This window comes from Pseudorhodobacter sp. W20_MBD10_FR17, assembly GCF_052119765.1.
In the GTDB taxonomy this organism is placed as follows: domain Bacteria; phylum Pseudomonadota; class Alphaproteobacteria; order Rhodobacterales; family Rhodobacteraceae; genus Pseudorhodobacter.
In genome coordinates this window covers 17,686-32,373 of the sequence record NZ_JBGQOQ010000017.1, presented here as the reverse complement: position 1 = coordinate 32,373, position 14,688 = coordinate 17,686, and the positions used below count along the sequence as shown (strand labels likewise).

Genomic DNA, 14,688 nt, shown 5'->3' with positions numbered 1-14,688 from the left:
AGGGCTGGCTGCTAAAACAAAAGTTAACGTGCTTGCTTGTGGCGAATCGCATTCTCGCTTTACCATCTGGTCAAACATGAAAAACAAACAGGGATAGGATAAGACATGCACAAGATGATGTATTCGACGTCACGCCGTAGCCTTCTTATGGGGGCAGGGGCTGCACTTGGCGCGGGCCTGCTGCCACGCCTTGGCCGCGCGCAAACCCCGATCAAGGTTGCGGGCATCTATACCGTGCCGGTTGAACAGCAATGGGTCAGCCGCATCCATGTCGCGGCCGAGGCGGCCAAAGCGGCGGGGCAGATTGACTATACCTACTCCGAAAACACCTCAAACACCGACTACCCGCGCGTCATGCGCGAATACGCCGAAAGCGGCGTGCAGCTGATCGTAGGTGAGATTTTCGGCGTCGAGCAAGAGGCCCGCGAAGTGGCCGCCGAATACCCCGATGTGGCGTTTCTGATGGGGTCAAGCTTTATGCCCGATGACGCGCTGCCAAACCTTGCGGTGTTCGACAATTATATCCAAGACGCCAGCTATCTGTCGGGTATCATTGCGGGTGCGATGACCAAGGGCAATATCGGCATGGTTGGCGGTTTTCCGATCCCCGAGGTGAACCGCCTGATGCACGCCTTTATGGCCGGTGCCAAAGAATCCAATCCCGAGATCACGTTTCAGATCAGCTTTATCGGCTCGTGGTTTGACCCGCCCAAGGCCAAAGAAACCGCCTTTGCGATGATCGAAAATGGCGCGGATATGCTTTATGCTGAACGCTTTGGCGTGTCGGATGCGGCGATGGAAAAGGGCGTGCTGGCAATTGGCAATGTGATCGATACGCAGGCCGATTACCCCGAAACTGTAGTCGCCTCGGCGCTGTGGCATTTTGAGCCGACCTTCAACGCAGCTGTCGCCGCCGTGCAAGCTGGCAACTTTACAGCCGCCAATTTCGGCACCTATTCCTTGATGAAAGAGGGCGGTTGTTCGCTGGCACCTTTGGGTACCTTTGAAGGCAAGGTGCCTGAGGCCGCACTGGCACTTGTGGCCGAGAAAGAGGCCGCGATCAAATCGGGTGCCTTTACGGTTGAGGTAAACGATGAAGAGCCAAAATCGTCGTGATAACAAAAGCTTCTGGGGCGCAGGACATTGTTCTGCGCCTTGACCAAATCACGAAACGTTTCGGCGCATTAACCGCGAATGACGCTATATCAATGGTCTTGCGGCGGGGTGAAGTTATCGCGTTGCTGGGTGAAAACGGCGCGGGTAAGACCACGTTGATGAACATCTTGTTTGGCCAATATACGGCTGATGAAGGCACGGTTGAACTGTTCGGAAAACCCTTGCCCCCTGGCAATCCGCGCGCGGCTCTGGCGGCGGGTTTGGGCATGGTGCATCAGCATTTCACGTTGGCCGATAACCTGACTGTGCTGGAAAACATTCAGCTTGGTACAGTGCCGCTGTGGCGATTTGGCCTGAAAGGTGCGGCGGCGCGGGCCAAGCTGACCCAGCTTATGGATGATTTTGGCCTAAAGGTTGACCCCGACGCATTGGTCGGCAGCCTGACGGTGGGCGAGCGGCAGCGGGTTGAAATTCTTAAGGCACTGTACCGTGACGCCAGAATTTTGATTTTGGATGAGCCGACAGCCGTGCTGACCCCGCAAGAAAGCGAGGCGTTGTTTGAGACCCTGCGGCGGGCGGTGAAAACCGGCCTGTCAGTGATCTTTATTTCGCACAAATTACATGAGGTTACGGCCTTATCTTCGCGCGTTTTGGTGCTGCGGCATGGGCGCTTGGTCGGCGAGGTGGCTACCCATGATACCGACCGCCACGCGCTGGCTGAAATGATGGTGGGGACCGAGGTCACGCCGCCACAAGTTTCGCCCGCCATGCCCGGCCCGGCGCTATTAACCCTGCGTGACGTAACCACCCGCAACATTGGCGCGGCCCCCGGCCTGAAATCTGTGTCACTGGCGCTGCGGGCGGGGCAGATTACGGGCCTTGCTGGCGTGTCGGGCAATGGCCAATCGGCCCTGTCTGACCTGATTTCAGGGCTTGTAACGCCCGAAAGTGGTGTGCTGGAAATGGCCAATAGCACCGCTGGTTGGTCTCCCCGCGCGGCCGTTGCAGCGGGGATCGCCCGCATCCCCGAAGACCGGCATAAAACCGGCACGATCGCCGATTTTTCACTGACCGAGAACGCTATTCTGGAAACCTATGCACAGGCCCCGTTCAGCCGAAATGGCCTGATGAACTGGCGCGCCGCCGAGGACCATACCCGCAAGCTGATTGATACTTATGACGTGCGCTGTCCCGGCCCCTCGGGTCCGATCCGCCAGCTTTCGGGCGGTAACATGCAAAAGCTGATTTTGGGGCGGGTGTTAGAGCTGGAGCCCAAGATCGTGCTGGCCAATCAACCGGTACGCGGGCTGGATATCGGTGCGATCACCTATGTTCACGGGCGGCTGTTGGCGGCACGCGATGCCGGTGCCGCTGTCTTGCTGATATCAGAAGATTTGGATGAAATCATGGGCTTGTCGGACGTAATCCACGTGGTTTCTGAGTGGAGACTATCACCCGAGTTCAAGCGCGGCCAGCTTTCGGCAGCCGAATTAGGGCTGTGGATGGCAGGGCAAGGGTTTTCACATGCGGCTTGAACCGATTGCCAACCCCAGCGTTGCGCGCAGCCTTGGCTTTACAGCATTGGCGATTTGCGCGACGGTGCTGATTGCATCGGGTTTGGCGGCCGTTGCGGGGGCCAATCCGCTGCTGACTTTGGGTCTGATTATCAAAGGCGCAGCAGGGTCGAAATTCGCGCTGTTGGAAACGCTGAACCGTGCGACCCCGCTTATCTTTACCGGCCTTGCGATTGCTGTCGCCTTTCGGGCAAAGTTGTGGAACATCGGGGCCGAGGCGCAGCTTTACGGCGGCGCGATTGTGACGGTGATCCTTGGCACCTCGGCGCTTTCAGGCATGGGCGGGGCTGCTTTGCCGATTATCGCTTTGGGGGCGATGGTGGCAGGGGCGGTGATCTTGCTGGGGCCTGTCGTGCTGAAAACCCGATTTGGCGTGGATGAGGTTGTCACCACGCTTTTATTGAACTTTATCATGCTGTTACTGGTGTCTTACCTGCTGGAAGGCCCGATGAAGGACCCGATGGGCATGGGCTGGCCCAAATCGGCCCCGCTGGACAAAGACCTGCGTTTGCCGCGGATCGTGGCGGGTCTGCGCCTGCATTGGGGGTTTGGTTTGGCACTGATTTCTTCGGGGCTCATCTGGTTTGTGCAAACCCGCACCACGTTGGGGTATGAGATGCGGGCCGTTGGCCTGAACCCGCAGGCGGCGCGGTTTGCGGGCATTCCGGTGAACCGTGTGTTGGTGAAAACTGCGCTTTTGTCGGGCGGGTTGGCCGCATTGGCGGGCTTTTCCGAGGTGGCGGGGCTGAAGGGGCATCTGAGCCTCGATCTGTCGCCGGGGTTTGGCTATACGGGGATTATCGTTGCGATGCTGGCGCTGCTCCACCCGTTAGGCGTTGTTATTTCAGCCATTTTTGTCGCAGGTATTTTTGTGGGCGCCGATAGTATGAGCCGCGCAGCACAGGTGCCGACCTATATCGCAGATATGCTGCTCGCCACCGCGCTGCTGTTGATGGTGCTGGCGATCGGCCTGACCAAGTTTCGCGTGGTGCGAGGATGAGCGCGCTGTTTGACATTTTGCTGACCGCCAGCTTTTGGGCAGCCGCTGTGCGTATCGCCTCGCCGCTGATCTTTGCCACGATGGGAGAGTTGATTTGCGAACGCGCAGGCGTGCTGAACCTTGGGATTGAGGGGATCATGGTCATCGGCGCGTTTTCGGGTTGGATGGCGGTGTATCTGGGCATGGGCCTGTGGGGCGGGGTTTGTGTGGCAATGCTGGCGGGGATGCTGTTTGGCCTGCTGCATGCCACGCTGACCGTGCCTTTTGGATTAAGCCAACATGTGGTTGGGCTTGGCGTCACTCTTTTGGCCACTTCGACCAGCTATTTCGCCTATCGGCTGATCTTGCCCGAGGTGACAAGCCCACCAAAAATCGAACCTTTTCAGGCTTTGGAAATTCCCTATCTTGTTGATATTCCATTGCTGGGCCCCGCGCTATTTGCACAAACCGCACTTACCTATGCTGCCTTTGGCGTGGTGGCGCTGACGGCGCTTATCCTTTACCGCACGCCGCTTGGCCTTGCCATTCGGGCAGCGGGCGAAAGCCCGAATGCGGTTGCGGCCCAAGGGCTTTCGGTCACGGGCCTGCGGATGGGGGCGGTGATTGTGGGGTCGGGGCTGATGGCGGTTGGTGGGTCATTCCTGACGCTGTCTGCGTTCTCCAGTTTTTTCTTTGAAATGGTGAACGGGCGCGGCTGGATCTGTATCGCACTCGTGGTTTTCGGCGCATGGCGGCCGGGCAAGGCGATGCTGGGCGCGCTGCTCTTCGCGGGCTTTGACGCTCTGCAGATCCGCTTGCAGCAAACACCCATCGGTCAAGCCGTGCCGTACCAAGTGTTCCTGATGGCGCCGTATTTCCTATCTATCCTTGCGCTGATCGTGATGTCACGTCGCGCCCAAGTGCCTGCCGCACTGATGGTGCCATTTAACAAAGGGGAACGTTGATGTTCGATCTGCTTATCAAAGGCGGCACGCTGCCTGATGGCACCCGCGCCGATATTGGCATAACTGGTGACCGTATTGCGGCGATGGGGAACCTGCCTGATGCGGCTGCGCAAACCATTGATGCAACGGGTGATTTGGTGTGCCCGCCCTTTGTTGACCCGCATTTTCATATGGATGCCACGTTGTCCTATGGCACGCCGCGGCTGAACGCCTCGGGCACGCTGCTGGAGGGGATAAACCTGTGGGGCGAGCTGCGCGATATTGCCAGCGTAGATGAAATGATCACCCGCGCCATTGAGTATTGCGATTGGGCGGTGTCGATGGGTCTGTTGGCCATTCGCAGCCATGTTGATACCACGCCCGACCATCTGCGCGGCGTCGAGGCGATGCTGGAGGTCAAGCGCCGCGTGGCACCGTACCTTGATTTACAACTGGTGGCCTTTCCGCAAGACGGGCTGTACCGCACCAAAACCGGCCGCGAAAACCTGATCCGCGCGTTGGATATGGGCGTCGATGTAGTGGGCGGCATTCCGCATTTTGAACGGACAATGGCCGAGGGGGCGGCGTCCGTCACCGACCTTGCGCAGATCGCGGCAGACCGTGGTTTGATGCTGGATTTGCATTGCGATGAAACCGACGACCCGCTGTCGCGCCATGTGGAAGTGCTGGCCTATGAAGTGCAACGGCTGGGGTTGGGTGGCAGGGCTGCGGGCAGTCACCTGACATCAATGCATTCGATGGATAATTATTATGTGTCAAAACTGCTGCCTCTGATCGCAGAAAGTGGCATGTGTGCTATTCCCAACCCGTTGATAAACATCACCCTGCAAGGGCGGCACGATACATTCCCCAAACGCCGTGGCCTGACGCGGGTAAAGGAAATGCAAGCGCATGGCATCACCGTGGGTTGGGGCCAAGATTGCGTTTTGGACCCGTGGTACAGCCTTGGCACCGCTGATATGCTGGATGTTGCGTTCATGGGGCTTCATGTGGCGCAGATGACCTCACCTGCGGATATGGCGCGCTGTTTTGATATGGTGACCACGCAAAATGCGGGCATTATGAACCTGCCCGATTACGGGCTGCGGGTCGGCGCACAGGCCAGCCTTGTGGTGCTGGATGCCGGCGGTCCGGTTGAGGCGCTGCGCTTGCGGCCAGATCGGCTGGCGGTGGTGTCAAAGGGTAAACTGGTGGCCGAGCGCGCGCGCAATGATGCACAGCTTTCTTTGCCGGGGCGGCCTGCGACGATGAACCGCCGTCACCCGACGGGCATGGCTTAAACGGGCAGGGCCTAACCGCAAGATACGGCTAAAGCTGCGCCTCAATCCGGCTTTGCAAGATTTGCATCCCTTCATCTTGCGCCAGCTTTGCGGCACGGCGCAGGGTGTCGGCCCGCAAACTGCGGTCTTTTGTCAAAAGCGCCTCGCAGGTCAGGGCACGCGCCTCGATGAGGCCTGTGCCATCGCCTTGGAAATTTGCACGGAAATAGGCCAGGTCTGCCGCCGCCAACTTACGCGCCTTGAACCGCATGAGGATTACTGTGGCGATGTCTTTTAACCCCAGCTTTGGTGCAGGCTGTACCCGGCGGTCAGGTAAATCGGGCGAGGGCGGCGGCTCTTTCATTAAGCCTGCGACTTTTAACAGTATTTCTGCGCGTACCAAATGAAAGTAGCGGCTGAACACTATATTCCCGCCCGCACGGGTGCGTTCAAGCACATCGCACAACCGACCCCAGCCAGTTTTCACCATGCCAAGTCGCAAATGATAGATAGCGTCGATCAGCTCAGCGCCTTGAATGATATTGTAGTCGCTGTATTTTCGGGACAGGTCCAACACTTCATCCAGTGTCGCCCGTGCTTTTTGGGGGCTGCTGCCTAGCACAATATTTGCCGCCCAAAGTGATTTTAGCACATGCGTATCTGCCGTGCCTGCCAGGGAAAGCGGCATCGCCTCCTCGGCCATGTGCACGGCGGTTTCGTGCTCTTCGGCGACTTGATGCAAAAGGGTTAAGGACCAAGCCGCAAAGCCTTGGCCGCGCTTGTCGTTTTCAGCAGTCGCGAAATCGCGCAGGGCAAGGCTGCGTTCGCGCGCCGCATTCATTTTCCCGTTGGATCGGAACTGCGCCGCCTGTAAATAAATGATCTGCATTTTCAGGCGCGTATCGCCAAGGCTTTCGGCGATACGCAAGGTGTCATTCGACAATTGCACATAGGCTTCATAGGAAATCGCGTTGGTTTCTTCATAGGCGCGCAGCAATGGCAAATGCAGCCACGCGGCCGACATTTTATCGCCGCGCATATGGGCCTGTTGAATGCCGTTCAGCGACAGTTCGATCGCTTGTGGATAGTCGCGGGCATGGGCCAAAGCCGTAGCATAATGTGAGACGGTAATTTCAATCGCGCGTGCCGTGCCGCCGGCCTGAAGCTTGGGCAAAAATTCGCGGCCCACCTCAATGGCGCGGGTGAAATCACCTTTCAGGCTCATGGCTTCCATCCAGACCATGACCATTTGGTCTATTTTAGGCTGCTCAATCAGATCGGGTTTGGCATCCAGCATGTCGCGCACCAACACCAAAAGGCGATCTACTTCGTTCAGATCATAGACGTGCAAGGCCTTGCGGGCGGATTGGATAAGGTAAGGGGCCGCACGTTCAGGGATTTGTGCGGTTTGAAAGTGAAAGGCCAGTGTTTCCGACACTTCATCAAGCTGCCCCCCGTTCAGGCTTTCAATAGCGGTACCAATCATCAGGTGCATCGGGCCGCGGTTGTCTTCCAGCAGGCTGCTGTAAATTGCATCTTGCAGCAGCGCATGGCGAAACCGCCATCTTTCCCTATTCCCGCCGGGTGCGACCTCAATCAAACCGCGATCTGCGGCTTCTGCCAGATGGTGCGATATATCTTGCCCTTGTTGAACGGCTTTCAACACATCTTGGCTGAACTGGCGGCCCTGAACTGCCGCATAGCGTAGCGTTTGGCGCATCGGCGCGGGTAGGGCATCGACGCCGGTCATCACAAGGTGCTGTAGGTTGCCACTGGCAAGGTCGGTGCCTGCGCTGTCTAATATGGTCAGGCCATCTGGGCTGTCTTTCAATGCATCCGTAGAGCCAAGGTAACGCAATATTTCTTCGATAAACAAAGGATTACCCTCTGATTTATCGAATAGTTTTTGCACCAGCGCAGGTGACAGCTTTGCGTTGCGCAACCGGCGCGACGCCAATGACCGTGTCTCGGTCTGGGTGAGGCTGTCCAACCGCAGCGTTTTGGCTTTGCTAAGCTGCGCCCAGTTTTGCACCCCCTCTGGCCGACTAGACAGTAAAATTGGGCAAGCCGTGGTGACGATTTGATCGCCAGTTTGCAGCAGTTCGTTAATCAGGCTGCGGCTGGACCCGTCGATCCAATGCACATCTTCTATGACCAACAGGCAGGGCAAGGTTGCATAGAGCCGGGCTAAAGCCTGCTTTAGGGTTTCACGCAGTGCTTGGGCCTGACGTGTGGCTGTCGCCGGAGCGTCAACATCTTTGCCGGGCAATAGAACATGGCGCAACGGTTCAAGGTCAATACTTTGGCCTAGCACCTGTTGCAGCCCCGCCAAGACGGCGCTTTGCCCTTCGGCGGGATCAACTTGGCTTGCGGCGATAATGATATCGGCAAACGGCTGGTATGGCGCTTGCGATCCTGCGCGGCACTGGCCCTGAAAAACCTGCCGGTCGCCTTGCAGCGAAAACCGCAGATCGTGCAGAAGGCGTGATTTTCCGATGCCGGGGGGGCCTTTGATTACGGTCAAATTCCACCCGATGGCTTTGGCTTCAATCGCGCGGTGCAATGTTCTGAGTTGGTTGCGGCGTCCAACCATATCTACCAAGCCGCGCCTGATCCGCCCTGCAAACCGCTGCGCGGAGTCCAGCGTTCTGTGCAGCGCAAAAACAGGCGATTTTCCGGCAATGCCCCTAAGCGTTTGCGGCCCAAGGTTGGTAAACTCAACCTCTCCGGCAACTTGTTCGAACACCGCCTCGGATAAAACGATCTGGCCCGGTTCGGCCAGCTCTTGCAGCCTTGCGGCGGCGTTTACGGGTTGGCCCATAATGTTCAGGTCCATGCCCGCATTAGGCCCCATGCGGCCGACCACCACCATGCCGCCGCTTATGCCAATCCGGAACGTCGGGCGTATCCCGTAGCGCTGCTCGATTGCGTCGGTTTCATCGGCAACGGCAGATTGAAAGGCAAGTGCCGCGCGGCAGGCCCGCAACGATGCATCCTCGACTGCAACAGGGGCACCAAAGGACGCAAGCAGACTGTCACCGCCAAAGGTTAGGGCCGTGCCGCCCTCATCCTCGACCACGCGAACGGCCATGGCAATCAGCCGCGTCAGCAGTTGATAGGCCTTTTCGGTGCCAATCTGTTCGGTGATCGCCGTTGAACCTGCCATATCGGCCATCAACACAGCGGTCCAACGCCGCTCGCCGCCTGGTGGCGCCATGTCCCGCATCAGGCAAGATTTCCTTGGCCGCGGGCTGAAAGCCGGTCAAGCAAGTACGGGAACACATCTTGATGTGCGTGCTTGCCGATAAACATGTCCATATGGGCATAGTCTTCAAACACGCGCCGCGTGAACATTGCGTCAGGCGCGGCTTTATGGGTTGCGCGTAACCAGCGCAGGGTGCGCAGCGTGGTTTCTGGTAGAAAGATCCGGTTTTGACCGCCAGCCAAAAAATCTATCGGGATATCAATGTTCTCGGGTTTATCCATGTAAGTGTTGCCGCCCCCTGCATCCACCACACGGCCATAGCGCAAGATTTGGGCCAGTTGCAAGAACGGTTCGGTTGAAATCTCGCCGAACACGCGCCCCAATGCGTTATGGGTTGCCTCATTCAACTGATCATGCGCATAGGACGCACCAAAAACACCAAAAACGCGGTGGCAGACGGGGTTATAGCACGGGGTCTCACCCGGAAACGGCACATGCCACAGCATCGCGTCCAAGGCCTTGGCCGCCGTATAGTTGGGTGCTGTAGGGTCGCAGACCGAGGTCATATTGATGGTTTTCAGCCCGTGTTCCAACATATCCGTTATGGCGGGCGGCAGCCCCATTTGGCCCAGCACCCCCAGCATCGACTTTGGTACCCCATGCGCCAACAGGCTGGCCAAATGCGTATCGGCCTTGGCATAGTTGAACCAACTGGTGATCGGGTGCAGGCTGGTCTGGCTGGAAATGACCGAGCGCACACCCTTTAGCCCCGCAAGCAGGGCCATCAAAACAGAGGTCGAGGCAAAGCAATGCGCGATGATTTGCACATCCGCCGCACCCGTTTTGTCGCGCACCATTTTAACCGCCGCAGGCCAATCCTCATGCGCCAAGTCGTCAATGCTAAACGGTTCGCGCGAGGCATTCAGTGCAGGGCTGCCGCGATAGTCGAAGAGCCAGACGTCATAGCCCCGCGCCACCAAAAATTCGGTCAGGTTTTCATCGGTGGTGTCCAGCGTATAGGACGCCGCCGTCACCCCAAATCCGGGCGCAAGGATAACGGGTCCCAGCGTGCCGCCCTTATACCGCGTCAACCCCAGCGCCTTACCCCCGGCCATGGGCGTGTGGACCTCAGGCGTGGGCAGGCGCATGACGCGGTGGATCGCGGTCTTATCCTCTTGCGCGGGAAAGTTGTTCAAATAGGCGGTCACCCCGCCATAGCAGCGAAACACCAGCCGCGCGAACATGCCGCCAAAACGCATCGCCTCATTTTGCTGCACGATCGCCAGCAGTTTGCCGTGGCCCATCCGTGCCGCAATCATCAACCCTTCGCGCAAAATCTCGGCCCGCAGCTCCTGATCTTGCAGCCGCTTGGCCAGATCGCCTTGCCACTGCGCGGCGACGAGCTTGGCGATAATGTCAAACCCGCTTTCCCAGATATTTTGGGCCATTGGCGTCTGTATCGTGGTCGCCTGCTGCACCAAATCCTGCAGCCCCAAGGTCATAATCCCTTTGAACGCAGGCAAGCCTTGGTCACCGGGGCCTTGCCATATATCAACATTTAACGTGGTCAGATCGGTCCACCAATTTGACCCCGGGCGGCGCTTCAGGGTTTTTACACCTTTGAAATACCACGTCTTTTCACTGAACAGCCCACCGGTTTTCAGCCTACCGCAATAGACCATATTCCAACATTCCACCTCGCCCTCATTCGCGCGCAGCAAATCGAAGGTGGCGCCTGTGTCCAGCACCAACCGCCCACCCAAAGCAGGGCAATCGACCGTGCCGGTTAGCGCGGCTTGGTGGTTGGGGTCTTGCAACAGCGCCTCGATACTGCTGGCCGAGACCGTGAAATGCCCGACAATCGCCGCCTGCGGCCCCGCCAATGCGCCGCGCCGTTGGGCAATGCGGTACGGGTCAGAAATAGGGTGGCCAAACTGCGGGCCGGTGGCGGCAATCGCCCCCGCCATCCTTTCATCAAAGCGCAGGCCGGGGGTGAAATCTCCGACGGCATCCTCAACCACCGCCAAGGCACCGGCAAAATCCTTGGCGTCCAGCTTGGCATCAACCGCCTCTAACAGCGGCAAAAACTCGCCAAACACCTCGGCCAGCGACTGCATCAAATTGTCGGTCAGCATCAGCCGCAACACCCCCCAAGACGGCGCAAGCGGGCTGTCGACATCTGCCGTCACCGCCTCATAGGCTGCCTTAAAGATCGTGCGGGCGGCGTCATAATTACCTGCATCAATCAACGCCTTACTGGCCTTCATCGCGTCGATCACGTCTTGCAACTGGTCGCCAATGGTGGGGCCGGGGGGCGGCACGACCGGATCAGACACAAAACATTCGGCGGGCAGGGGTCTTTGCCCCGTATAATCCACCACCCAACCGCGCGCCTTTGCCAGTTCCTCAACCGCAAACTCGGCCACGGCGGAAATCGTCAGCAACGGATTTACCCCCAGCGCGCCGGGAATGACCGCGCCGTCGCAGACATAAAGGCCCGCATGGATGCCGCCTTGGCCGTCAAACACTTGGCAATGGCCGTTCACCACGCCCGTCTCGGCGCTGTCGGCCATAACGCAGCCACCGATAGGATGTACCGACACCAGCTTGCGCCCCATTTCGGTTTGCCACAGCGGGTTGGGCTGAAAATCGGCCCAAATCGCATCGGACGCCGCTGCAAGGATATCATTGTCGCGCAAAATCGACGGGTCTTTGCCCACGCCCGGCCAGCGCACCACCGCCGCATCATGCTGCAACGCGATTTCGCCGTCCGAGCTGTCATGGCTCATCACCAGATAGGTTTGCGTGCGCGCGACCGGCCCATCATAGGCGAATTTGCCCAAGGACCCCGGATCGTTGGTGATCGCACCGCCAACTGCGGCGGCATCATTCAGGCGCAAAATCGTATCGCCAAAGCGGAAAGGTTCGCCGGTAATAGCCTCATTCAAAAAGAACATTGCCGAAAACCCCATGGCAAGGCCGCCGGGCATCACGCCTTCTTCAATCACCATACCTTCGGTCACGGGGGCGTCAGGGCTGCGGTAGTCGATGATGCCCGTGATGCAGGGGCCGGGCTGATACTCGGGCTTGTCGGGCGCGTTGCTGCCCGCGCCAATGCCGCGCAGCAAGGGGCGGGTGGCTGCCGCATCGGTATCGCCGTTCAGGTTGGCGTTATAGCCAAAGGCCAGCACATCGCCATTGCCCGAAAACCGCGTGCCCAGCTTTTGCGACAGCCCCAAGCCCTTGGCCCGACTGCGGAGCAAAATCTCGGTAGACCCCAGCGTGCCTGCGCCCAAAACCACCAGGTCCGCCGCAAGCACCCGCGCCTCGCCGCCGCCCATAGGCTGCACATGGACGTTCCAGCCGGCGGCTGTTTTCTCCAGATGCCGCACCTCGGCGCCCGTAAAAATCTGCGCCCCATGCGCGCGGGCATCGGGAAGGTAGTTCATCAGGGTCGTGTTTTTGGCGCCGTAATTGCAGCCCGTGCAGCAATCGCCACACAGATTGCAGGCGTTTTGGTCAAAGCCAAAGGCGTTTTTGCCATCCTTAAACGTCACATTGATCGGCGGGCGGTAAAAGGGTTTGCCCAAAGCCGCCGCCGATTGCTTTAGCGCCGCCAGTTTTGGCAAGTCGGGCGCGGTTTCGGGGTAGGGGGTTGACCCCAGCGCCTTGCGCGCGCGGTCATAATATGGGGCCAGCAGGCCGGGCCTATCGCGGTAAACGGCGGGCCATTGGTGATAGTCGATCAGCCTTGGGTCGCTTTCTAGTGCTACATTGGCGTTGATCAACGAGGTGCCGCCCAACCCGCAGCCGACCAGCACGCTCAGATCCTCATTCAGGTGAAAGTCGAGCAAGCCGTCAGCCCGCCCCAACCGCTGGCCTGTGCCTGCGACTTGCACCTGCGCATCGCCCGCAATCTCTAGCATCGACCGTGGAAAATCGCCGGGCCGTATCTCACGCCCGCGCTCTAAAACCGCCACCGCGCGCCCCGCGCGTGCCAGCCGCGAGGCCGCAATTGACGCGCCATAGCCTGAACCGATGACAACCACCTCATAGCCGGATTTGGCGGCCGTCAGTGGTTTGGAAAGCTGGATGCGGGTCATAGCACACCTCCGTGTTCATGCGCGGCGTGGTCGGAACGCCCCAAAAACGATAGGATCAGGTTGCGCCGGATTTCATATTCATCTGCGGCTACCTGTGCGAGGTCGGCCCAGATCGCGGCATCTGCCGCTACAAAACCTTCAATCTCAGCCGCAAAAGCCGCGCCATCGGTCGTGTGATGGGATGCAAGTCGCACTTCGACAGGGCAAGGCGCGCCATTGATCGGGGTGGCAAAGCACCGCACCGACACCACATTCAGCGCATCATCCACCAACACCAGCGACACCCCCTCGCGGCCATTTAGGCGCGGGCTGTCCAAATACCAGCCACCCGTGTTGCAGACCTGCAAAACCGGCCCGTTGGCAGGGACCACGGTGTCAATAAACGGCTTATGCGTGTGGCCAAAGATAAACGTCACCTCGGGCGGGATATGCCCCAGTTCGTCCTGCAACTGCCCGCACACCGGCCCGTCAATATAGGACATCAGTCCAGTGACGCCGCTGTCGGACATCACCTGCGCAATCGACGCCCGCTCTTCATCGGAAAACTTGCCAAAGCTGACGTCAAGTGCGGCCAAGACCCCATGGCGCAGGGCCGCTTTCATATTGTTTTGTCCGGCCATTGGCAGTTTTGGCCCTATGCTTTGGGCAATGCTGCGGGCTATGCGTTGGCGCAAATGATGCGCCTCAGAACTGAACGAAAGGCCGGAATACAGGGTGACCAAATCACGGCTTAAATCCGAGGCTTGGCCGAATGAGGACCAGCCGAAATCTATCCAATTCGCGTTTTCATCGGCCAGTTCTGCAACGGTTAAATGCGTCCGTGGCAGGCCGGTCAGCATGTCATGCGCCATGCTCATCGCGCGGTAGGTGCCTTCAATGAAATGGCCGTGGTGAAAGACCACACAGCGTCCTGTGTCTGCGTCATTTACGGCGAAATTGGGATAGCGGATCTGTACTTGTCCGGTCACGGATGCCCTGTGGTTCAGGGCCGTCACCATCACTGCGGGCAGTGCTGCACCTGCAAGGGCTGGCGTACACAGGGGCAATTGCGCCGGCCCGCCCGCCGCAACCGAGGCCGCCTCGGCCGCCATGCGCGCCGCTGTCCATAAGGAATGATCATGGTTGCCAGGCAGTAAAATCATATCATCGGCAAAGAGCGCGGCTTGGTCGCTAACCAGCCCCCGCAGCCAACCCACATAGCTTTGCGCCGCCCCATCGCGATTGCAAAATGCCAAGTCCATGATATCGCCTAAAAGAATAATCTCGGGGCGCCCTGCGGGGGCAGGTTGCCGCCCCAGCAAGGCCCGCACCGCCGCCCCAAAGGCTGCCGCAGTCGGGCTTGGAATCGCAGGGTCGCTTGGGGTGCCAAAGCGGTCAACCGCCGTTGCCAGTGATAAAACCGCCCCGGCATGCATATCCGAAACCACGACATAGCGAATACGGCCCATATCCCCCCCTAGGAAACCCGTTACAGTATCATGCAAGCC

8 protein-coding genes are annotated in these 14,688 nt (G+C 58.8%); 5 read left to right on the top strand and 3 right to left on the bottom strand.

Features of this window, described 5'->3' with window-relative positions:
- Positions 1 to 105: 105 nt before the first annotated feature.
- From ACEN2J_RS12455 to ACEN2J_RS12435, 5 genes are read left to right on the top strand one after another with little or no spacing between them, the layout of a single operon-like run.
- The gene (locus tag ACEN2J_RS12455; protein WP_442106254.1) at positions 106 to 1,116 is read left to right on the top strand and encodes a BMP family protein; all 1,011 of its coding nucleotides are present in this window, start codon (positions 106 to 108) and stop codon (positions 1,114 to 1,116) included.
- Entirely contained in the window at positions 1,116 to 2,651 is a 1,536-nt protein-coding gene (locus tag ACEN2J_RS12450; protein WP_442106331.1) for an ABC transporter ATP-binding protein, read from the top strand. Before ACEN2J_RS12455 ends, ACEN2J_RS12450 begins: the two co-directional genes overlap by 1 nt.
- On the top strand, positions 2,641 to 3,690 hold the full coding sequence (locus ACEN2J_RS12445) for an ABC transporter permease (RefSeq protein ID WP_442106252.1): 1,050 nt from the start codon (positions 2,641 to 2,643) through the stop codon (positions 3,688 to 3,690). The genes ACEN2J_RS12450 and ACEN2J_RS12445 overlap by 11 nt, the downstream gene beginning before the upstream one ends.
- A complete protein-coding gene (locus ACEN2J_RS12440) occupies positions 3,687 to 4,634 on the top strand; it encodes an ABC transporter permease (protein WP_442106251.1) in 948 nt (315 codons plus the stop codon). The genes ACEN2J_RS12445 and ACEN2J_RS12440 overlap by 4 nt, the downstream gene beginning before the upstream one ends.
- Positions 4,634 to 5,914 carry an amidohydrolase family protein gene (locus ACEN2J_RS12435; protein WP_442106249.1) on the top strand — a complete coding sequence of 427 codons (1,281 nt, stop codon included), beginning with the start codon at positions 4,634 to 4,636 and terminating at the stop codon, positions 5,912 to 5,914. Before ACEN2J_RS12440 ends, ACEN2J_RS12435 begins: the two co-directional genes overlap by 1 nt.
- Positions 5,915 to 5,942: 28 nt before the next feature.
- Here ACEN2J_RS12435 and ACEN2J_RS12430 read toward each other — a convergent pair whose 3' ends face one another.
- The 3 genes from ACEN2J_RS12430 to ACEN2J_RS12420 are packed head-to-tail and all read right to left on the bottom strand — an operon-like array spanning position 5,943 to position 14,649.
- Positions 5,943 to 9,119 carry an ATP-binding protein gene (locus tag ACEN2J_RS12430; RefSeq protein ID WP_442106247.1) on the bottom strand — a complete coding sequence of 1,059 codons (3,177 nt, stop codon included), beginning with the start codon at positions 9,117 to 9,119 and terminating at the stop codon, positions 5,943 to 5,945.
- Entirely contained in the window at positions 9,119 to 13,201 is a 4,083-nt protein-coding gene (locus ACEN2J_RS12425; RefSeq protein WP_442106245.1) for a GMC family oxidoreductase N-terminal domain-containing protein, read from the bottom strand. The genes ACEN2J_RS12430 and ACEN2J_RS12425 overlap by 1 nt, the downstream gene beginning before the upstream one ends.
- Positions 13,198 to 14,649, bottom strand: a complete 1,452-nt coding sequence (locus ACEN2J_RS12420) for a hypothetical protein (protein ID WP_442106244.1) — start codon at positions 14,647 to 14,649, stop codon at positions 13,198 to 13,200. Before ACEN2J_RS12420 ends, ACEN2J_RS12425 begins: the two co-directional genes overlap by 4 nt.
- Positions 14,650 to 14,688 lie beyond the last annotated feature (39 nt).